The sequence below is a fragment of the Mariniflexile gromovii genome, assembly GCF_017814435.1.
GTDB classification, from domain to species: domain Bacteria; phylum Bacteroidota; class Bacteroidia; order Flavobacteriales; family Flavobacteriaceae; genus Mariniflexile; species Mariniflexile gromovii.
In genome coordinates this window covers 352,898-373,784 of sequence record NZ_JAGJCB010000001.1, presented here as the reverse complement: position 1 = coordinate 373,784, position 20,887 = coordinate 352,898, and the positions used below count along the sequence as shown (strand labels likewise).

General features: G+C 33.1%; 18 protein-coding genes. 11 read left to right on the top strand and 7 right to left on the bottom strand.

All coding sequences use genetic code 11. The features are described 5' to 3' along the window. Nucleotides 1-29 precede the first annotated feature (29 nt). Entirely contained in the window at nt 30-1,070 is a 1,041-nt protein-coding gene (locus J8H85_RS01630; RefSeq protein WP_209652018.1) for a PLP-dependent cysteine synthase family protein, read from the top strand. A 256-nt stretch (nt 1,071-1,326) separates the two neighbouring features. Beyond that, nucleotides 1,327-2,586 carry an aminotransferase class I/II-fold pyridoxal phosphate-dependent enzyme gene (locus J8H85_RS01625; protein ID WP_209652016.1) on the top strand — a complete coding sequence of 420 codons (1,260 nt, stop codon included), beginning with the start codon at nt 1,327-1,329 and terminating at the stop codon, nt 2,584-2,586. 58 nt (nt 2,587-2,644) lie between these two features. Here the strand turns inward: J8H85_RS01625 and J8H85_RS01620 are convergent, their stop codons facing one another. Then, nucleotides 2,645-3,763 (bottom strand): GNAT family N-acetyltransferase, encoded by a 1,119-nt coding sequence (locus J8H85_RS01620; RefSeq protein WP_209652014.1) that lies wholly within the window; start codon nt 3,761-3,763, stop codon nt 2,645-2,647. Nucleotides 3,764-3,783: 20 nt separating this feature from the next. Continuing rightward, complete coding sequence (locus J8H85_RS01615) at nt 3,784-4,782, bottom strand: transporter (RefSeq protein WP_209652012.1); 999 nt, start codon at nt 4,780-4,782, stop codon at nt 3,784-3,786. 156 nt (nt 4,783-4,938) lie between these two features. Here J8H85_RS01615 and J8H85_RS01610 point away from each other — a divergent pair, with 156 nt between their 5' ends. The 4 genes from J8H85_RS01610 to J8H85_RS01595 all read left to right on the top strand — a co-directional run bounded on the left by J8H85_RS01610 (nt 4,939) and on the right by J8H85_RS01595 (nt 10,508). Next, a complete protein-coding gene (locus J8H85_RS01610; protein WP_209652010.1) occupies nt 4,939-5,214 on the top strand; it encodes a DUF4834 family protein in 276 nt (91 codons plus the stop codon). A gap of 29 nt (nt 5,215-5,243) precedes the next feature. Next, on the top strand, nt 5,244-7,685 hold the full coding sequence (locus J8H85_RS01605; RefSeq protein WP_209652008.1) for a YfhO family protein: 2,442 nt from the start codon (nt 5,244-5,246) through the stop codon (nt 7,683-7,685). An 81-nt stretch (nt 7,686-7,766) separates the two neighbouring features. Continuing rightward, a complete protein-coding gene (locus tag J8H85_RS01600; protein WP_209652005.1) occupies nt 7,767-9,047 on the top strand; it encodes a glycosyltransferase family protein in 1,281 nt (426 codons plus the stop codon). Next, nucleotides 9,048-10,508: an oligosaccharide flippase family protein gene (locus J8H85_RS01595; RefSeq protein WP_209652003.1), complete on the top strand. Its 1,461-nt coding sequence runs from the start codon at nt 9,048-9,050 to the stop codon at nt 10,506-10,508. Nucleotides 10,509-10,609: 101 nt separating this feature from the next. Here the strand turns inward: J8H85_RS01595 and J8H85_RS01590 are convergent, their stop codons facing one another. Together J8H85_RS01590 and J8H85_RS01585 are read right to left on the bottom strand one after the other, a co-directional pair. After that, the gene (locus tag J8H85_RS01590; RefSeq protein ID WP_209652001.1) at nt 10,610-11,794 is read right to left on the bottom strand and encodes a hypothetical protein; all 1,185 of its coding nucleotides are present in this window, start codon (nt 11,792-11,794) and stop codon (nt 10,610-10,612) included. 263 nt (nt 11,795-12,057) lie between these two features. Then, nucleotides 12,058-12,687: a hypothetical protein gene (locus tag J8H85_RS01585; protein ID WP_209651999.1), complete on the bottom strand. Its 630-nt coding sequence runs from the start codon at nt 12,685-12,687 to the stop codon at nt 12,058-12,060. 197 nt (nt 12,688-12,884) lie between these two features. Here J8H85_RS01585 and J8H85_RS01580 point away from each other — a divergent pair, with 197 nt between their 5' ends. From J8H85_RS01580 to J8H85_RS01570, 3 genes are read left to right on the top strand one after another with little or no spacing between them, the layout of a single operon-like run. After that, entirely contained in the window at nt 12,885-13,493 is a 609-nt protein-coding gene (locus J8H85_RS01580; RefSeq protein WP_209651980.1) for a TetR/AcrR family transcriptional regulator, read from the top strand. Between the two features lie 18 nt (nt 13,494-13,511). Further along, complete coding sequence (locus J8H85_RS01575) at nt 13,512-14,246, top strand: SDR family oxidoreductase (protein ID WP_209651979.1); 735 nt, start codon at nt 13,512-13,514, stop codon at nt 14,244-14,246. A 23-nt stretch (nt 14,247-14,269) separates the two neighbouring features. Further along, on the top strand, nt 14,270-15,085 hold the full coding sequence (locus J8H85_RS01570) for a DUF6503 family protein (protein WP_209651977.1): 816 nt from the start codon (nt 14,270-14,272) through the stop codon (nt 15,083-15,085). A gap of 73 nt (nt 15,086-15,158) precedes the next feature. Here J8H85_RS01570 and J8H85_RS01565 read toward each other — a convergent pair whose 3' ends face one another. Next, on the bottom strand, nt 15,159-15,605 hold the full coding sequence (locus J8H85_RS01565) for a hypothetical protein (RefSeq protein ID WP_209651975.1): 447 nt from the start codon (nt 15,603-15,605) through the stop codon (nt 15,159-15,161). Nucleotides 15,606-15,838: 233 nt separating this feature from the next. Beyond that, nucleotides 15,839-18,622: an excinuclease ABC subunit UvrA gene (gene uvrA, locus J8H85_RS01560; protein ID WP_209651973.1), complete on the bottom strand. Its 2,784-nt coding sequence runs from the start codon at nt 18,620-18,622 to the stop codon at nt 15,839-15,841. Between the two features lie 280 nt (nt 18,623-18,902). Here uvrA and J8H85_RS01555 point away from each other — a divergent pair, with 280 nt between their 5' ends. Beyond that, entirely contained in the window at nt 18,903-19,487 is a 585-nt protein-coding gene (locus J8H85_RS01555) for an RNA polymerase sigma factor (RefSeq protein ID WP_209651971.1), read from the top strand. Nucleotides 19,488-19,716: 229 nt separating this feature from the next. Here the strand turns inward: J8H85_RS01555 and J8H85_RS01550 are convergent, their stop codons facing one another. After that, nucleotides 19,717-20,382 (bottom strand): endonuclease III domain-containing protein, encoded by a 666-nt coding sequence (locus J8H85_RS01550; RefSeq protein WP_209651969.1) that lies wholly within the window; start codon nt 20,380-20,382, stop codon nt 19,717-19,719. Between the two features lie 32 nt (nt 20,383-20,414). On the opposite strand from J8H85_RS01550, the gene bcp reads away from it, so the two are divergent. Continuing rightward, a complete protein-coding gene (bcp, locus tag J8H85_RS01545; protein WP_209651967.1) occupies nt 20,415-20,867 on the top strand; it encodes a thioredoxin-dependent thiol peroxidase in 453 nt (150 codons plus the stop codon). The last annotated feature ends 20 nt before the right edge of the window (nt 20,868-20,887 follow it).

Sequence of the window (20,887 nt, the reverse complement as noted above, 5' to 3'; positions counted from 1 at the left end):
ATATTATGATAACTCCCTAAAAGGCATTTATGAAACACAGAAATCAAGTTTTTGATAATGTATTAGATTTAGTAGGTAACACACCACTTATTAAACTTAATAAAGTCGCTTCAAAATTCAAAGGTAGCTTTTACGCAAAAGTAGAATCTTTCAATCCAGGGCAATCTTCAAAAGACAGAATAGCAACATACATTATAGAAGAAGCAGAGCGAAAGGGGATTTTAACTCCGGGCGCTACTATCATAGAAACCACCTCTGGTAATACAGGGTTTAGTATTGCTATGGTAAGCATTATTAAAGGCTATAACTGTGTTCTTGCAGTAAGTTCTAAATCTTCTGCCGATAAAATAGACATGCTTAAAACCATGGGAGCTAAGGTGTATGTGTGTCCAGCACATGTAAGTGCAGATGACCCACGATCTTATTATGAAGTAGCGAAAAGGTTACATAATGAGATGAAAGGTTCGGTTTACATTAATCAATACTTTAATCAGCTTAATATAGATGCCCATTACGCATCAACAGGACCGGAAATTTGGAAACAAACAGAGGGTAAAATCACGCACCTTATAGCTTGTAGCGGCACGGGTGGAACCATTTCTGGAACTGCAAAATATCTAAAAGAACAAAATCCTAATATAAAAGTAATAGGTGTTGATGCTTTTGGTTCGGTAATTAAAAAGTACCACGAAACTAAAGAATTTGATGAAAAAGAAATTTATCCTTATAGAATTGAAGGCTTAGGGAAAAATTTAATTCCAACGGCAACAGATTTTGATGTTATTGATGAATTTGTGAAAGTAACCGATGAAGAAAGTGCACATACAGCAAGAGAACTAGCAAGGTCTGAAGGGCTTTTTGTAGGTTACACATCAGGAGCTGCAACTCAAGCCCTAAAACAATTAGGAGAGGAAGGCGTGTTTAAGAAAGACGATTATGTTGTAGTGATTTTTCCAGACCACGGATCGCGTTACATGAGCAAAGTTTATAGCGACAAATGGATGCATGAGCAAGGTTTCTTTGATAGTATAAATGAAGCCGCAGCACAGAACATTGAGTATATAAAATAATACAAAAAGTACATAAATAAGGAGTTGGCATTTGTATCAGTAGCAAAAAGTTAACTCTTTTTTTTATTTCATAAATAATTGAACCCTAAAAATTATGTACAAAGAATATAAATATTTAATTTTGCACGAACTAACTAAGAACTAAAAAGCTTAAAAAAAATATTTTAATACTTAGTATCGTGTTTAAATGTTTTAATTTTCTACTTCAAGTTGATAGTTATGTCTTAATTTTTAATAGCAATAAGATTTATAATAAATGAAAGATTTATTCGAGAAAATTTATAAAGACAAAGGTCCATTAGGAAAATGGGCGTCTCAGGCTGAAGGATATTTTGTGTTTCCAAAATTGGAAGGGCACATATCAAACAGAATGAAGTTTCAAGGAAAAGACGTTATTACTTGGAGTATTAACGATTATTTAGGGTTGGCTAATCACCCTGAAGTTAGAAAAGTAGATGGTGAAGCTGGTGTAGCCTATGGTTCTGCGTATCCTATGGGAGCACGTATGATGTCTGGTCATACCGATTTGCATGAAACACTTCAAAATGAATTAGCTGAGTTTGTTGGTAAAGAAGCTGCATATTTATTGAATTTTGGGTACCAAGGAATGGTATCTACCATTGATGCTTTAGTATCTAAAGATGATATTATTGTGTATGATGTTGATTCGCATGCATGTATTATTGATGGTGTGCGTTTGCATATGGGAAAACGTTTTACTTACAAACACAACGATATTGTAAGTTTAGAGAAGAATCTGGACAGAGCCACTAAAATGGCTGAACAAACAGGAGGTGGTATTTTAGTTATTTCCGAAGGTGTTTTTGGTATGCGTGGTGAACAAGGTAGACTTAAAGAAATTGCAGCTCTTAAAAAGAAATACAATTTTAGGTTTTTAGTTGATGATGCCCATGGTTTTGGAACTTTAGGAAAAACAGGTGCTGGAGCAGGAGAAGAGCAAGGTGTTCAAGATGATATCGATGTATATTTTGCTACGTTCGCCAAATCTATGGCAGGAACTGGAGCGTTTATAGCTGGAGATAAAGAAATTATGGATTATTTAAAATATAATCTACGTTCTCAAATATTTGCAAAATCATTGCAAATGCAATTGGTTGTTGGTGCAAGAAAGCGTTTGGAAATGCTTAAAACCATGCCAGAGCTAAAAAACAAACTTTGGGAAAACACCAATGCTTTACAATCTGGATTAAAAGAAAGAGGTTTTGATATTGGAACGACTCAAAGTTGTGTAACTCCTGTGTATTTAAAAGGAAGCATTCCAGAAGCAATGGCTTTGGTTAAAGATTTGCGTGAAAATTTTGGAATATTCTGTTCTATAGTAGTTTACCCGGTAATACCTAAAGGATTAATTTTACTAAGATTAATACCGACAGCTACACACACATTAGAAGATGTTAATGTTACATTAGATGCTTTTGATGCCATTAGAACACGTTTAGAAAATGGTACTTACCAGCGTTTATCTGCTGCTGTTATGGCGGCAATGGGCGAGTAGTTTTAATATAATATATATACGACAAAAAAAGAGCTTCAATTTTGAAGCTCTTTTTTTGTTATAAATTTTTCCTTAATGTTTTCCTGCGTGCATAAATTACAGGATCAAAATGCTTCCATATTTGGTGTATTGCATGATTATCTTCAAGCTCGGGAGTTCTAATACAATTTTTAATGCCCTTTTCTTTAAATGTATTATAATATTCGTTAAAAATAACCGCATGTACGCCTTTGTTCTGGTATTCTGGATGAATTCCTATTAAATAAAAAATAACGTCTTTACAGTGTTTTTTAGCATGTAAAATATGGCGGAACCCAAAAGGGAAAAGCTTGCCTTTCATTTTTTGTAATGCTTTGGCAAATGCTGGCATTACAATAGCGAAACCAATGAGTTTGTCATTTTTATCTACAACAAACTTAATGTATTCTGGGTTTATAAAACTGATGAATTTCTTCTTAAAATATTCTTTTTGAATATCTGTTATAGCTACAAAAGAAGATAACGATGCATAACTCTCGTTAAACAAATCAAACATTTTATCGGCATAAGGCATTACATCGGCCGTTTTAGTGAAACTTAAAGCTTCTACCTGATAGCGTTTTTTTATGAGTTCTTGCGCTTTTAAAAAGAACTCAGGCTTTACGTTTGCAAAGGGAAATTCACTTTCAATATATGACTTTTCAACTATATAACCTGCTTGTTCATAATGTTTTATGTAATACGAATGATTGTACCAGGTAACCATAGTAGCTATATGTTCAAAACCTTCAGTCATCACGCCAACCTTATCCAAGTTTGAAAACCCAACAGGGCCTTCGGCATATTCTAAACCATTTTCTTTACCTATGGTTTCAACTTGATTGAATAGTGCTTGGGAAACTTCAAAATCATCAATAAAATCGCACCAACCAAAACGCATCTTTTTTACACCTTGTTTTTCAACTTCCAATGAATTGATAATAGCTGCTACACGTCCTACAACAACATTATACTTGTATGCCAAAAACAATCGTGCTTCTGCATCATTAAATACAGGGTTTTCCTTTGTGTTGAAAGTTTTTAATTCTTCACTAATAATAGGAGGTACCCAATATTTGGAGTCTTTATAAAGTTTGAATGGAAATTTAACAAAAGTCTTTAAGTCACTTTTTGTTTTTACTTCTTTTATTGAAATCATTAGCTGTGGTGGTGAATGTTTTAATTAAAATCTTGGTCTCTTCTTTTTTGCTTTCCGGTAGGTTCCTCTATAACATCTTTTGTTTTTTTTGATTTATTGGATTTTCTTTTTCCTTCATCGCTTGCAGAGGTACTATTGTCTATCTCTTTGTCTTTGTGAAAATCTAAACGGTAAGACATACTAAAATTCACCCCAAAAACCGAAGGCGTATCTTTGGTGTTGAAGGTTACGGCTGTGTCTAACTGAAAGTTTTTGCTCCATAAATAACCGCCACCTAGTCTAAATAAATTATCGGCATAAAAATCGCTGTGAATGCCTTGGGTTTCTCCAAATATGGCCCATTTAGGACTGAAGGAATGGGTTAAAGTTAAAATATATTGAAAGTCCGATTGGTCCGTTCCAATTCTATCTTTAATAAAGTTCATTACAAACACCCAACCGCTATTAAAATTATGTTGTGTTGCAATCATTACTTTTGGACTAAAACCTTCAATACCTTCTGCAGTGTACGGGTTGTTTTCTGTATCATAATTTGCGCCAGCATATATTGATACTGCGGGTATTAATGACTTCCATTTAAAGCGATTGTTTGCTTTCCAACTGTATAAGTTGGGTTTTTCATTTTCAGAATTTTTATAGGGGTCGTAAACTAAATATTTAGCGCCTACTGTTAAGAACTTAAAATTAGCACGTTTGTCTTCGGAAGAAATATTGGACAAGTAAGTTTTAGTGTCACTTTGAAAAGTACCTTCAACATTAAGTTCTAATTCTTCCCATAATAAACCATATCGTGCCGCAAAATCAACACCCAAGCCATCAACTTCATAACTTGTAGCAGGTGTGCGTTTCTCTTTAACCATATAAGGCCCAACTTCCAATTGAACTACATTAGTGCCAACAGAATAGGCACTTCTTGATACTCCGGGTCTGTTGGAATTAATAACATCGGTATATTGAGCAAAGGTTTGTGTGGTAATTAAACTTAACAGAAAAAATAGGGTAGATTTGAATGGGTTCATAACGGTGTTTTTAGTTATCGTAAATTGTTTTATTTACTGATGATTAAAAAAATACTGACTTAAGGCTGTTCAAATATAGATATTTTATATTTTTTTTATCATTTTTGAACGTTTTTTAAGCAGATAGAATTGTATTTTTGTTAAAATTTATTTTTTATGTTACAACAAGCATCTGTAACTGGTTTTGTGAGAACCATATTGATTATACTTCTTATTTATTATGGATTGAAGATTCTTTCAAGACTTTTTGCACCTTTACTTTTAAAATACATAGCTAAAAAAGCCGAAGAAAAATTTGGAGGTCAATTTCAGCAAAGACCCCCGCAGCAACAGCCCAAAAAAGAAGGTGAAGTAACCATTGATAAAATGCCAAATACTAAAACTTCAAATAAAGATGTTGGTGAATATGTGGATTATGAAGAAATTGACTAATTTCACAACATTCTTTTTAATATAATTTCATGCAGTTTTCAATAAAAAAGCTACTTCCTCATTTTCTAGTTATTCTGGGATTTGTTTTTATTTCATTAGCATATTTTAATCCTGTTTTACAAGGAAAACAAATTTTTCAAAGCGACATCATGCAATATATAGGCATGAGCAAGCAACAAAATGATTTTAGGGAAGCCACTGGCGAAGAAACCTATTGGACCAATAGTGCCTTTGCGGGTATGCCAACCTATCAATTAGGGGCAAAATATCCGCATAACTATATTAAAAAATTAGATTCTGTATTACGGTTTTTGCCACGTCCAGCCGATTATTTGTTTTTGTATCTACTAAGTTTTTATGTGCTTCTTTTGGTACTTAAAGTCGATTTTAAATTGGCAACCCTTGGCGCATTGGCTTTTGGTTTTTCAACCTATTTAATAATAATTTTGGGCGTAGGGCACAATAGTAAAGCGCATGCTATTGCTTATATGCCATTGGTTTTAAGCGGTATTTTGCTAACTTTTCAAAAGCGTTATGTTGCAGGGTTTTTACTCACCACTGTAACCATGGGGCTCGAAATGGTGGCAAACCATTTTCAAATGACTTACTATTTAATGTTATTGGTTCTTGTTTTAGGCATTGCATATTTAATTGATGCTTATAAAAAGAAAGAACTGCCTCATTTTTTCAAAACCGTTAGTATTTTAATAGGGGCTGTGGTTTTGGCAATAGCGTTAAACGCTACCAATGTATTGGCAACCCAAGAATACGTTAAAGAAAGTACACGAGGAAAAAGTGAATTAACCATTAACCCAGACGGTTCGCCAAAAGAAGCTACTTCGGGGTTAGATAGAGATTATATTACCCAATTTAGCTATGGATTTGCAGAAACATTTAATTTGTTTATTCCTCGCTTTATGGGCGGTGGCAATGGTGAAGATGTTGGTAAAGATTCAGCAACTTATGAAGCTTTTAGGGACTTAGGAGCTACCACAACCCAAGCGGCTCAAGAAGCGAAACGCGCACCTATGTATTGGGGCGACCAGCCTATTGTAGAAGCTCCAGCATATATTGGGGCAGTGGTTCTGTATTTGTTTGTATTTGCTTTGTTTTTGGTGAAAGGACGTCTAAAATGGTGGTTAGTTAGTGGAACAATTTTATCTTGGATATTATCATTAGGTAAAAATTGGTTTTTTGTTACCAATCCCCAGCCAGATAGTAATCCGATTACTAATTTTTTTATTGATTTTGTGCCATTTTATAACAAATTTAGAGCTGTAACATCCATTCAAGTTATATTGGAATTATGTATTCCGGTATTAGCTGTTTTCGGATTAGTAAAATTGTTTAATGATTTTGAAAAGAAAGAAGAAAAACTAAAGGCTTTAAAATATTCGGCTATTATAACAGGAGGGCTGGCACTAATATTTTTATTGTTTAAATCATCTTTATTTGATTTTGTTGGCGTGAATGATGGTTTTTATCGTCAAAATTACGGTGATGCTTTTGTTGATGCTTTAAAGGAAGATCGAAAATCCATTTTCACAACAGATACTTTAAGAACCCTGATTTTAGTGTTGCTTTCAGCAGGTGCTATTTATATGTATTTGCAGAACAAACTGAAAGAAAAATGGGTTATTGTCGTTTTCGGAATCCTTATTTTATTCGATTTGGTAGGTGTAGATAGACGCTATGTGAATAATGATGATTTTGTTTCGGCTATCGAGGTAAACAAACCTTTTGAAGCTGCCGAGGTTGATAATTACATATTACAAGATAAAGGCTATTACCGCGTGTTCGATTTGGTTGGAGGGGCTGCAAAACCTTCTTATTTCCATAATTCATTGAACGGCTATAACGCTGCAGAATTAAAACGCTATAGTGAACTGTTCGATTTTTATGTTGCTAAGAATAACATAAATGTGCTTAGTATGCTTAACACAAAGTATCTTATCGCACAAGATAACGAGGGGAATTTGTTTCCATATGAAAACGATCAAGCCAATGGGCATGCGTGGTTTGTTAAGGAGCTAAAACAAGTAAGTTCTTCAAATGAAGAAATTAAAGCCCTAGATAGTTTAGATAATAAGAACAAGGCCGTTTACAATGCAACGGTTTACAAAAATTTGAAAAACAATTATAAAGTTGATTCTTTAGCGACTATAAAACTTGTTTCCTATAAACCAAATTATTTAAAATACGAAACCAATAATACAAACGATGGTTTTGCTGTATTTTCTGAAATTTATTATGGTAATGGTTGGAAAACGTTTATAGATGGAAAGGATGCAACACATATGCGCGTCAATTACGCTTTAAGAGGTATGGAAATTCCAGCAGGTAAGCATACTATTGAGTTTAAATTTGATCCCGATGTTGTTAAAACAGGCAGTAGGATTGCTTTAGCCAGTTCTGTTTTGTTTGGACTGTTGTTGCTAGGTGGTTTGTTCTACGAATTCAAGAAGAAATAGATTGTCATTCCTGCGAAGGCAGGAATCCATTAGAATGTTATTATTTATTATTAGATTCCTGATTTCGCAGGAATGACAAAAATGAACAAGAAAAAAGTACTCATCATTACCTATTATTGGCCACCTGCAGGAGGTCCAGGAGTACAGCGTTGGTTAAAATTTGTAAAATATTTACCAGATTTCAATATAGAACCTATTGTTTATATTCCTGAGAATCCTAATTATCCTATTGTTGATGCTAATTTAAATACAGAGGTTTCAAGCAATCTTACCATTTTAAAGCAACCCATAAACGAACCTTATAAGTTAGCGGGGTTATTTTCAAAAAAAACATCAAAAACCATTAGTAAAGGCATTATTTCTGAAAAGAAAACTCAAAGTTTTATTGAAAAAGTCATGCTTTATATTCGAGGGAATTATTTTATTCCCGATGCCCGTAAGGCTTGGGTAAAACCATCGGTAGCATTTCTTTCAGAATATATTTCAAAAGAAAACATAGAAACCATTGTTACTACAGGGCCACCACATAGTTTGCATTTAATTGGTTCACAATTAAAAGAACAACTAGGAGTGAAGTGGCTTGCCGATTTTAGAGACCCGTGGACTACCATAGGGTACCATAAAGAACTCATGCTTACCGAGGCTTCAAAAGCAAAACATAAGGCTTTAGAAAAGCAGGTTTTAAATACCGCCGACCAACTTATTGTTACCAGTTTTGTTACTAAAAAAGAGTTTCAGCAATTAACAAATATGCCTATTGAAGTTATTACAAATGGCTATGATTACGAAGCTGTTGCACCGTTTGAAATGGACACAAAGTTTACTTTGTCGCACATAGGTTCATTATTATCAAAAAGAAATCCAGAAATTTTATGGCGCGTATTAGGTGATTTAATAGCTGAAAACGAATCTTTTTCTAAAGATTTTCAACTTAATTTTATTGGATTTGTGAGTGATGATGTGCTTCATTCTATTAAAAAACACAATTTAAGTGACTATGTAAATAACATAGGTTATGTATCACACAAAGAAGCAATTGTGTTTCAAAAAAAATCACAAATTTTATTGTTGATTGAAATAGATTCAGAAGAAACCAAGTGCATTATTCCTGGGAAATTATTTGAATATATGGTTTCAAACAGACCCATTATTGCTATAGGTCCAAACGATTCAGATGTTGAAAAAATAATAAAAGAAACCAATACGGGACACTACTTTAATTATCAGAATTATGATTCTTTAAAAACTGTTATCTTAGAGCATTATAAATTATATCAAGAAAATGCTTTACAAGTATATCCAATTGGATTGCAAAAATACAGCCGGAAGTCACTTACTGAAGCATTATCGAAATTAATATAAATGGGTATTGTAACATCACAATCGTTTAAAAACACCGTTTCAACCTATCTAGGTTTTGGAATTGGTGCACTTAACACCTTGTTTTTATATACTTATTTTATTTCCGATGTTTATTATGGTTTGGTAGCATTTATATTATCTACGGCCAATATTGTAATGCCTTTAATGGCTTTTGGCGCACATAATACCATTATAAAATTCTACTCCTCTTTTAAAACTAAAAATTCCCTAAACAGCTTTTTAACATTGATGCTGTTTTTGCCTTTAGCCATGATTATTCCAGTAAGTTTAATTGGTGTTTTTACTTATGAAGCTATTGGTGAATTGTTATCGCAAAAAAACGAGATCGTTAAGGGGTATGTGTGGTACATTTTTGTTTCGGCAGTAGCCATGGCGTATTTTGAAGTGTTTTTTGCTTGGTCTAAAACGCAATTGCAAACGGTGTTTGGTAATTTTATGAAAGAAGTGTTTCATAGAGTAGGCGTGATGCTTTTATTATTTGCAGTGTATTTCGAATGGCTTGATGTAGAACAATTTGTTGTTGGTGTGGTTTGGGTTTACATTATTAGAATGATTATCATGAAATTGTACGCCTTCACCATCAAATTTCCGGTGTTGAAGTTTTACAGAATTGAAGGGTTGAGTGCTATTTTAAAATATGCATCGCTCATTATTATAGCCGGTTCTATTGCCACTATTATTTTGGATATCGATTCGTTTATGTTGGGTATGTATATCCCAATTCAAGAAGTGGCTTATTATGGGGTTGCTATTTATATTGCTACGGTTATTGTAGTGCCATCACGCTCTATGCAACAAATTCTTCAGCCATTAACGGCGCAATATTTAAACGATAAAAATAAAGTAGCACTTAACGATTTATATGTAAGAAGCTCGCAAACCCTGTTTATTATAGGAGGGTTCATTTTTCTTATTATTATCATTAATATCAATACGTTGTACCTTTTAATTCCCAAGGAGTTTAGTGGTGGCTTATTGGTGGTTTTTTTAGTAGGCATAGCAAAACTTTACGATTGTTTGATGGGTTGTAACAATGTGGTATTGTTTAATAGTGATTATTACAGAATGGTGCTGTTATTTGGTGTTATTTTAACGGTGTTGACCATATTTCTAAACATTTTATTTATTCCCATGTTTGGAATTAACGGGTCGGCTTTTGCTACTTTTTTAGCTGTGTGTGTTTATAATACCATTAAAATTTATTTTGTTAAAGTGAAGTTTAACATGATGCCTTTCAACAAAGATACAGCTAAGGTTTTAGGCTTGATAGTGTTGAGTGTTTTACTTTTTTACTTTTGGGAATTTCCTTTTCATCCTATTATGAATATTGCTTTAAAATCGATATTAGCAACAATACTTTATGTTCTAATTATTTTGAGGATGAATGTTTCCGAAGATATTTCGGTGGTTATAAAAAAGTATTTGAGATTTCTTAATTAGAGGGGATTCTTGGTTACGCAGTAATTTAAAACAGAAACCCCCACAATGTTGCTTTGAGGCAAACTTATTGCAGGGATTTCCAAACTAACCAACCAAACTTGTTATGATCGTCTTCTGGATGTAGATTCCGATCTTGAATTATTATTTCCAGAATTACTTCTACTTTGTGCTGCCATTGGCTTGCTTTGTGTAGATCTCGTAACAGTGCGTTGTGCATTTGTATTCGTAGTACGTTGTGTTACTTGTGGCGTACTTCTGGTTGTATTGTTGCTTTTATTATATGTACGAGTATTATTGTTATTTGGTTTTTGGTTAACGGTGTTTTCTCTCGTACGTCTTACATCATTTGTTCTTGTATTGTTATTTTGAATAACAGTTCTATTAACGTTTTCTCTAGTTACTTTATTATTATTTCCTTGAGAATTACTTCTTGATATGTTGTTATTTGAATAATCTCTTCTACTATCTGTTCTGTTAGAAGATTGATAATTTCTATCGTTACCTCTATTCGTGTCGTAATGTCTTCCGTTATCATTATTTTTTGAAACTTCATATCTCGAAGTTGCATGTCTGTTTATTTGTGCTCTGTTTTTATCGCTTCTATATGCAGTAGCATAACTTCTGTTTCTGGAAATGGTTTCTCCGCGTCTGCTATAAATAGCTGTTCTTGGTCTGTAATTGTTATAAAACGGTCTGTTGTAAACATAACGAACAGGCGTATAATATTGTCTATAAGGTCTGTTGTAAACTACACAGTAATCGTATGAAGGAACACTGTAATAACGGTGCCAAGGTCTGTAAACATAATGTCTGTTATAAACATTTATATATCCTGTGCAGTGTGAAAATACATTATAATTGTTGTAGTGCACATACAAACCACCTACACGAGTAACATACCCACGGTTGTTATAGTTTATATTTACGTTGCCTACTTGTGAAACACGTCCGTAATAATCATAATAAATAGGTGTGTTTTCTATTTGAATGATGGCTCCGAACTCATCGTACTGAACATAAGCATTATAATCGTATCCCGAGTTGAAACTGATGTTTACATGAGGTGAGCCAATAGATACATTTAAATTGGAGTTACCTCTTAAGATGTTAAAATCGAATTGTCCATCTGGGAACACCGAAAACTCAATACCATCTTCAACAAAAATGAAAGAGTTACCGTAACCTCTGTTGTCAATAGTTGTTGTGTTTTCTGAATTGATTGTGGCTGCATTAACAGTAAACCCTGTAAGGATTAAACTTGCTAATAAGAATATAAACTTTTTCATTTTGTGAGTATTAATTGTTATACGATTAGGTATTTACAAACAGCGTGCCAAAAAAACGGAATAGAACTTAAGTATTTGAAAATCAGAATAAAAAAAATGTTTTTATTAGAGATTTGAAAAGATAAATTTTAAAAGACTTGAAGAATATTACTTAATTTTTTGATTTAAATCTAGAGTATCATTCCAAATGATGCATGCTTATAACAAAAAAAATCCCAAAGCACTTGGTTGTGTTTTGGGATTTATTAACTAACTAATAAAATCTACTTAATTTTTTTCTGTTTTTTGATTTTACCATTTTGCTTGTAATAGTAATAATCAGCATCATTATGATAATTATTATTAACATAAGTATTATGGTTGTCAATATGGTAGTCGTTAAAACGGTTGTATTTGTTTACAGCGCCACGAATCGATACAATTTCTCCCCAATGGTTATAATTTACCTTCAAACCACCAACCTTAGTTAGTGTAGCATTTTTGCCTTTGCCATAATCTATGGATACAGATCCAACCCGTGTTATTTTTCCATATCTATCATAGTTTAAATGCACATCACCAATACTTCTAATAATACCATTTCTATCATGCGAAATGTATGGGCTTCTTGTGTGAGCAGACGAATAATTAATACTAACTCGAGGCCCATTGTATGAAGCGTTTATAGAGTTCCTTCTGGAATTTGAGTTGTTGTAGTTGGAATTAAAATCGAAACTTCCATCAGGGAAAATTAAAAATTCCACACCACGTTCTACAAATACTATGGGTTGTGCATAACGGTAATGTTTTGTTATATCAATTTTGTTATTTTCTTTGTTGAAATTTAAATCTGTTGCTGATGCAGTTAAAAATACCATTGATAAACCTGCAAATAATAATACTGTTCTTTTCATAATCATACGATTTAATTTTTAGCCTACTCTTTTAGCTTTTCGGCGTTCGCTCTTGTTAAGTCGTTTTCAATTTGCGTGCCAAAAATATCAGACGATTAATAAGTATTTGATGGTCAGTCTAATTTATTTTTTATAGCGGTAGGTTAAATAAAACATAAAACATACCAATTAGTATGTTTTTGGTTTATCTTTGTGGCATGCAACAAAATTTAAAGTCGGAACTTACAAAGCAGGTCATTATTGATGAAGCTTTTCGTCTGTTTCATGAAAATGGTTTTAAAACCACGAGTATTGATAAAATAATGTTAGCCACTAAACTTACCAAAGGCGCATTTTATCACCATTACAAAAGCAAAAAGGAATTAGGATTAGAAGTTATTGGTTCAAAATTGCAAAACCGAGTGTGTCAAGCCATGATAGAGCCTTTGGGCGCACCCGGTGATGTGTTTCATATATTGGAGAACACCTTTTTAAACCGCATTAAAACTTTTTCATTGTATGATAAGGAACATGGTTGCCCTATGAATAATTTTATTAATGAAATTGGAGATTTTGAAATTGTTTATCAAGCTGCTTTAAAAAACATAATTGAAGCATGGAAATTAGCTTTAATAAAATTGATTGAAAGAGGGAAGAAGGAAGGCGTCATTCAAAATAATGTTTCAAGTAATGCTGTAGCAGTGTACTTAATTAGTGCATTTGAAGGTATTCGAGGTATTAGAAAGCTATATGATAACGATTTGATTCTTGATGAATACATATTAGGTTTGGCATTCTATTTAAAACAATTAAAAACAGTTAAGTAATTTTCTAAAAATAAGATCATGATATTAGAAAACAAAGTAATTCTCGTTACGGGAGCTTCCAAAGGAATAGGAAAAGAAATAGCACTACTTTTAGCTAAAAATGGTGCTAAAGTAATTGTAAATCATTCCAATAGTGATAAAGAAGCGAATAATACCGTAAACAATATAATCAAGAATGGCGGTAATGCCATAGTGGTTAAAGCGGATGTAAGTATAAGGGAAGAGGTTACATATTTATTTGATAAGGCTATTGAAACTTATGGTAGAATAGATGTTTTGGTAAACAATGCGGGTGTGATGATTTCTAAAAAAATAAAGGATAATACACAGGAAGATTTTACCAAACAATTTAATGTGAATGTTAGAGGGGTTTTTAATACGCTGCAAGAAGCTGAAAGTAAATTAGCTGATAATGGGAACATAATTAATTTTTCATCCAGTACTGTAAAATTAATGTTTCCAACGTATGCGCTATATTCAGCATCAAAAGCGGCGGTTGAACAAATGACGCGGGTGTTTTCAAAAGAAATTGGCAGAGGGATTTCAGTTAATGCACTCGCACCAGGAGCTACAGAAACTGAATTGTTTTTAAAAGGAAAATCGCAAGAAACCATCAATAAACTAAGTGCTATGAATGCCTTTGATAGGTTAGCAAAACCTATTGATATTGCGCGAGTTGTATTGTTTTTGTCAAGTGATGATTCAAAGTGGATATCTGGTCAAGTAATAGGTGCCAATGGTGCTTTGGTTTAATTCAAAATTTAAAATAATATAAAATGAAATTTAATTTATTATCAGCTATTTTTTTAAGTGTATTCTTTATGTCTTGTAAAGATAAAAAGGAACCTATAACAGTACAAGAACCGTTACAAACCTTTAATAATAAAGGGCAGGAATTGATTTATAATATGGTGGAAAAAGTAGGTGATTACAAAACCCTACTTAAGAAAAAGGACGTTGTTTATACCTATACATATCAAACACCAGATGGAAAAACCGATGTTTCAACAGAGAAGTATTTATTTAAAGGAGAGCTTTCTTATGGTGCATACCATAAACATGAACGTACGTTTCCCGATTTAAAAGGGCTTATTGAACAAGGATATGATGGAAGTGAATATTGGTTGAAAAATAATGGTGAAATTATAACGGATAGCATTCGATTGAAGCGTGTTGCCTTCAACCGACCCACTAATTTTTATTGGTTTGCCATGTTTCAAAAATTAATGGATCCGGGAGTAAATTATGAATATATTGGTGAAAAAACAATAGATAATACATCCTATGATGTTGTTAAAATCACTTTTCAATCCATAGATGATAAACCTACTGATATTTATCAGGTTTACATTAATAAAGAAACCTTGTTGGTAGATCAATTTCTTTTTACTGTGGCAGATTTTGGAGTGATGGAAATACCAAATTTAATGAAGCTTGAATACGAAGAAATTGATGGCATGTTAATACCAACAAAACGCCAATACAAAAAATCTACTTGGAATGCCGATGTAAGTGAAGAACCATGGATACATGTAACATGGTCTGATATTAAATTCAATAATGGATTGATTATAAGTGACTTTGAGAAGTAATTGTAAATATAAAAACCCAAAATAATACGTTTATTTTGGGTTTTTAATTTATCTATCAAATCGATTGCTCTCTTTAATAAAGATCATCATAGGTATTAAGCGATTTCATTATTTCTTCATAAAAAATAATGGCGCGCATTAAGTTTTTTGTGTCCGAATATGGTAGAATTACTTTTTGGAATTCCAAAGTGTTTTTTATATAATCATCTGTATTCTCTATTTGCTTTTCAAGCACTTTTACGTTTTCACTGGTATTAGGGATGCCAAGAGTAGACATGGTAGCTCCTGGCTTCGTTGCAAGTGCTATATAAGGTATGACATTAGTTAGTGCTTGAATTCTTTCTGTGTATAAATTCAGTAATTCTCCTTTTGATATGTTTTCTAACTCGGAAATTTGATGGTATTTTTTAATCTGAACTTTTGAGTTTATAATGCTTTGTTGGCTATCTTTTTTTTGAGCATAGCTAAAACCTGTAACTATAATAAAGCAAAAAGTGATTAGAGTAATTTTTATTTTCATGATTTGGGTGTTTGATGTTTGCCTACTCTTTTAGCTTTTCAGCGTACGCTATTGTAAAGTAGTTTTCAATTTGCGTGCCAAAAACATTTTTAAGTATTTGAAATCATGTTAATTTCGACGTTTGGAGGAATTAAATAGTTTAAAGGTATAAATGATTAAAATTCATTTGTAGTGATGCCTCAATCGAGCCTCATTATGAAATAAATACAATATTTTATGTTGTATTCTGTTGGTTAGAGTTTGTCTTTTAAATATTTACCTGTTTCTGAAGCTTTTACTTTTACAATTTCTTCAGGAGTTCCTGAAGCTACCAAATTCCCGCCATTTTCACCACCCGTGGGGCCTAAATCAATAATATAATCGGCACCTTTTATAAGGTCTATATTGTGTTCAACAACAATAATGGAATGTCCGTTTTGAATAAGTGCATTAAACGATTTTAGTAGTTTTTGAATGTCGTGAAAATGCAACCCCGTAGTAGGTTCGTCAAAAATAAACAAGGCTTTATCCTTGTTGTTTCCTTTTCCTAAAAAAGAAGCGAGTTTAATACGTTGCGCTTCGCCACCAGAAAGGGTAGAAGAACTTTGCCCTAAAGTTACATAGCCCAAACCAACATCTTGAAGCGGTTGTAATTTGGTTTTTATTTTGGTTTGTTCGTTAGCTCCAAAAAATGTGATGGCATCATCAATGGTTAGGTTTAAAATATCATCAATGTTTTTATTTGCATAAGTAACTTCAAGTACATCTTTTTTAAAGCGTTTGCCTTTACAGGTTTCGCATTCCAAATGCACATCGGCCATAAATTGCATTTCAATGGTTACTTCACCTTCACCTTTGCAAGTCTCACAGCGTCCGCCATCTACATTAAATGAAAAGTGTTTTGCTTGATAGTTTCTAATGTTGCTTAATTTTTGGTTTGCAAATAATGAACGAATATCATCATAGGCCTTGATGTAGGTAACAGGATTGGAGCGCGACGACCTTCCAATAGGATTCTGATCTACAAATTCAATATGTTTTATATTGCTGAAATTACCTTCAAGTGACGTAAACTGCCCTGGTTTATCACTAAAATCCGTTAATTTTTTTTGAAGCGCAGGATATAAAATCTTTTTTACCAAAGTACTTTTTCCGCTTCCGGAAACACCTGTAACTACCGTTAGCATACCTAAAGGAAAACGAACATCGATATTTTTTAAGTTGTTTTCGCGCGCACCAATAACATCTACATAGTATTTTGAAGTTCTTCTGGTTTTTGGGACTTCAATTTTCAAAGTTTCATTTAGGTATTGCGCTGTTAAGGAGTTGGAAACCAAAATATCTTCATATGTACCGCAAGCAACTACATGTCCGCCAAAAGTACCAGCTTCAGGACCAATATCTATAATGGTATCGGCAGCTTTCATAATATCTTCATCATGCTCCACCACAATAACCGTATTTCCTAAGCTTTGAAGCTGTTTTAAAACCAAAATCAAGCGTTCGGTATCTTTAGGGTGTAAACCAATACTTGGCTCGTCTAAAATATACATAGAGCCTACTAAACTACTGCCTAAAGAGGTTGCAAGATTGATACGTTGACTTTCACCACCAGAAAGCGTGTTCGATTTTCTGTTCAGTGTTAAATAATCCAAACCTACATTGGCTAGAAATGATAAACGATTGTTGATTTCCTTCAATAACCTGTCTGCAATTTGGGTATCGAAATCGTTTAATTCCAATTGTTTGAAAAAAACTGCTAATTTATCCAAGGGTATTTCTACCAAATCGGTAATGGTAGCGCCGCCAATTTTAACATAATTAGCTTCAACACGTAAGCGTTTGCCATTACAGGTTTTACATTTGGTTTTTCCGCGGTAACGCGATAGCATCACACGGTTTTGGATTTTATAGGCTTTAGCTTCTAATTCAGCAAAAAAGGAATTCAATCCTTCAAAAAATTTGTTTCCGTCCCAAATGAGTTGTTTTTGGGCATCGGTTAATTGAAAATAAGGTTTGTGTATAGGGAAATCGAATTTGTGTGAATTGTTGACCAATTGGTCTCTATACCAACTCATACTTTCACCACGCCATGGAAAAATAGCATTTTCGTAAACTGAAAGTCCGGTGTTGGGTATCACTAAATCTTCGTCAATACCAATAATGTCGCCATAACCTTCACATTTAGGGCAAGCGCCATAAGGATTGTTAAAACTGAATAGATGTACATTGGGTTCTAAAAAATTAATACCATCCATTTCAAATTTATTACTGAACGGACGTTGTTTGTTGTCGGACAACGTTTCAATGGCACATTCACCTTTACCTTCAAAAAACGCTGTTTGTACAGCATCGGCAAGTCTGTTTAAAAAATCTTCTTCATCTTTAATTATGATTCTATCAACTACTAATTGAATCGCGTCATTCTTTTTAATTTCATTCACTTCATCAATCCTAACAACATCATCGTTTACTTTTATTCTAGCATAACCCTGTTGTTGTAAAGCTTTAAGTTTATCTTCCATAGTGCGGCCTTCTTCCAAATAAATAGGAGCGAGGAGAAGGAGTTTTTCACCTTCTGGAAATGTTTTTAAATAGTTTAAAACATCGGTAACCGTGTCTTTTTTTACTTCAATACCAGAAACAGGCGAATAGGTTTTGCCAATTCTAGCAAAAAGAAGTTTTAGATAGTCGTAAATCTCGGTGGTGGTACCTACAGTGGAACGCGGATTGGTAGAATTCACCTTTTGCTCTATGGCAATGGCAGGAGCAATACCTTTTATGTAATCTACTTTTGGTTTGTTCAATCGGCCTAAAAACTGGCGTGCATAACTCGATAAACTTTCAACATAACGTCTTTGTCCTTCAGCGTAAAGCGTGTCAAAGGCCAAACTGGATTTTCCTGAACCGGATAATCCGGTAATAACTACTAACTGATTTCTGGGTATAACAACATCGATGTTTTTTAAATTATGCAATTTAGCACCTTTAATAATGATGTTTTCTTTTGGGTTTACTTCAGAAATATTAGTAATCATAAGCTTTAACGGGAATAATTTCGCAAAGATACTATAAGAATTATGAATTACGAATTATGAATTATTAAATGTAAATAATATTATAAAACGGACTCGACAACGATCAAAAACAAGATAAATTATAAAATAATTTAAATAAATTTTGTTTTTTCGGAATGATTATTGGTATATTTGAATCTATTAATCAATACTTTAAACAACGCTCGCCTATAGCAGAACATTACTTTTAAACTAAAACTCCAAGCAAAGAAGCTATTTCTATGCCCTAAAAGTAATGATTATGCAATACGAACTTATACAAGATTCTACCTTAGTTAGTAACTATATTAAAGGTGATGAAAGTGCTTTAGAAATTCTTATTAACAGGCACAAACAAAAAATTTACAGTTTTATTTATTCGAAAGTTTATGATAGAGATGTTGCTGATGATATTTTTCAGGACACTTTTATCAAAGTGATTCGTACCCTAAAACGTGGTGCTTATAACGAAGAAGGTAAATTTTTACCTTGGGTCATGCGAATTTCCCATAATTTGGTAATAGACTTTTTTAGAAAGAACAATAGAATGCCAAAATTTTCAAATACCGATGAGTTTAATATTTTTTCTGTGTTAAGCGATACTAGCTTAAATGCGGAAAATAATATTATTAAAGAACAGGTAGAAACAGACGTAAGACGTTTGGTTGATGAGCTGCCTGAAGACCAAAAAGAAGTATTATTGATGCGTATTTATGAAGATTTAAGCTTTAAAGAAATTTCAGATAAAACAGGTGTAAGTATCAATACAGCCCTGGGGCGCATGCGTTATGCGTTAATCAATTTGAGAAAAATAATAGATAAACACAATGTAATTTTAACGAATTAGTACAATAAAGTAAAATTAGCTGCGTTAATAAATTAAATTGAACCTTAAATTATTAAAATGGCAAAACTTTACTCTGGAAATTCTATTAAAAATTTGAACGAATTAGAACCGCGAAAAGAAACGGTTAACTTTATTCTAAACTACTCAAAAGCTTTAAGTGTTATAAATTGTAATAAGATGAAGTTTGAAGCGCTTCTAAACTGAGTGGTGAAAAGCCCTAATATTTATTTTATTTATTAGGGCTTTTTAATTTATAATAATCATCAATTACCGATTGTCTTCCAATGGTTTTTGTAATGATATCCTTTTCTAAATCCCAACCTCGTGCAGGCGAGTATTCACGACCGTACCATATAATTTGAAGGTGTAAATCGTTCCAAAGTTCTTTGGGGAATAATCTTTTGGCATCTTTTTCTGTTTGCACCACGTTTTTTCCATTCGTCAAATTCCATCGGTACATCAATCTATGTATATGTGTATCAACAGGAAATGCCGGCACACCAAATGCTTGAGACATCACCACACTTGCCGTTTTATGTCCAACAGCAGGTAATGCTTCCAAGGCTTCAAAACTTTGAGGTACTTTTCCATCATGTTTTTCAATTAGAATTTTAGAAAGTCCATGAATACCTTTACTTTTCATAGGAGACAAGCCAACGGGTTTTATAATTCCCCTAATTTCTTCAACCGAAAGTTTTGCCATATCATACGGATTATCAGCTTTTTTAAATAATAAAGGGGTTATTTGATTGACGCGAACATCGGTGCTCTGTGCAGACATTAAAACCGCTATCAATAGGGTGTATGGGTCTTTGTGGTCTAATGGAATGGGTATGGTAGGGTATAATTCCTGGAGAGTTTTTATTATGAATTCTACCTTTTTATCCTTTGTCATGTTGTATGTTTGTAAAAATCAAAGTTACTATTATGAACACATTAAAACAAGGCGATACCGTACCAAATTTCGAGGTATTTGATGAACAAGGAAACATTATAAAACTATCAGATTATAAAGGAAAAAAACTTGTAGTCTTTTTTTATCCGGCTGCAAGTACGCCTACTTGTACGGTTGAAGCCTGCAACATACGAGACCATTACAAAGAATTATTGGATGCGGGGTATGAAATATTGGGAGTTAGCGCCGATACCCAAAGAAAGCAATCTAATTTTAAAAAGAAGCACGATTTCCAATATCCTTTAATTGCTGATGTTGATAAAGTTATGATTAATGCATTTGGTGTTTGGGGACCGAAAAAGTTTATGGGCAGAACGTTTGATGGCATTCATAGAAAAACATTTGTAATAGATGAAGAAGGCAAAGTAGCACGTGTTATTGATGCTGTTAAGGCAAAAATGCATGCTGCCCAAATATTGGAGTAAAAGAAGAGGCTGTTTGAAAA

What these genes read in the sequence shown, in the direction of transcription:
- J8H85_RS01615 (WP_209652012.1), bottom strand. Translation starts at nt 4,782, where the DNA reads ATGAACCCATTCAAATCTACCCTATTTTTTCTGTTAAGTTTAATTACC.
- J8H85_RS01610 (WP_209652010.1), top strand. Translation starts at nt 4,939, where the DNA reads ATGTTACAACAAGCATCTGTAACTGGTTTTGTGAGAACCATATTGATT.
- J8H85_RS01600 (WP_209652005.1), top strand. Translation starts at nt 7,767, where the DNA reads ATGAACAAGAAAAAAGTACTCATCATTACCTATTATTGGCCACCTGCA.
- bcp (WP_209651967.1), top strand. Translation starts at nt 20,415, where the DNA reads ATGAACACATTAAAACAAGGCGATACCGTACCAAATTTCGAGGTATTT.
- J8H85_RS01575 (WP_209651979.1), top strand. Translation starts at nt 13,512, where the DNA reads ATGATATTAGAAAACAAAGTAATTCTCGTTACGGGAGCTTCCAAAGGA.
- J8H85_RS01590 (WP_209652001.1), bottom strand. Translation starts at nt 11,794, where the DNA reads ATGAAAAAGTTTATATTCTTATTAGCAAGTTTAATCCTTACAGGGTTT.
- uvrA (WP_209651973.1), bottom strand. Translation starts at nt 18,622, where the DNA reads ATGATTACTAATATTTCTGAAGTAAACCCAAAAGAAAACATCATTATT.
- J8H85_RS01620 (WP_209652014.1), bottom strand. Translation starts at nt 3,763, where the DNA reads ATGATTTCAATAAAAGAAGTAAAAACAAAAAGTGACTTAAAGACTTTT.
- J8H85_RS01565 (WP_209651975.1), bottom strand. Translation starts at nt 15,605, where the DNA reads ATGAAAATAAAAATTACTCTAATCACTTTTTGCTTTATTATAGTTACA.
- J8H85_RS01580 (WP_209651980.1), top strand. Translation starts at nt 12,885, where the DNA reads ATGCAACAAAATTTAAAGTCGGAACTTACAAAGCAGGTCATTATTGAT.
- J8H85_RS01550 (WP_209651969.1), bottom strand. Translation starts at nt 20,382, where the DNA reads ATGACAAAGGATAAAAAGGTAGAATTCATAATAAAAACTCTCCAGGAA.
- J8H85_RS01570 (WP_209651977.1), top strand. Translation starts at nt 14,270, where the DNA reads ATGAAATTTAATTTATTATCAGCTATTTTTTTAAGTGTATTCTTTATG.
- J8H85_RS01605 (WP_209652008.1), top strand. Translation starts at nt 5,244, where the DNA reads ATGCAGTTTTCAATAAAAAAGCTACTTCCTCATTTTCTAGTTATTCTG.
- J8H85_RS01595 (WP_209652003.1), top strand. Translation starts at nt 9,048, where the DNA reads ATGGGTATTGTAACATCACAATCGTTTAAAAACACCGTTTCAACCTAT.
- J8H85_RS01630 (WP_209652018.1), top strand. Translation starts at nt 30, where the DNA reads ATGAAACACAGAAATCAAGTTTTTGATAATGTATTAGATTTAGTAGGT.
- J8H85_RS01555 (WP_209651971.1), top strand. Translation starts at nt 18,903, where the DNA reads ATGCAATACGAACTTATACAAGATTCTACCTTAGTTAGTAACTATATT.
- J8H85_RS01625 (WP_209652016.1), top strand. Translation starts at nt 1,327, where the DNA reads ATGAAAGATTTATTCGAGAAAATTTATAAAGACAAAGGTCCATTAGGA.
- J8H85_RS01585 (WP_209651999.1), bottom strand. Translation starts at nt 12,687, where the DNA reads ATGAAAAGAACAGTATTATTATTTGCAGGTTTATCAATGGTATTTTTA.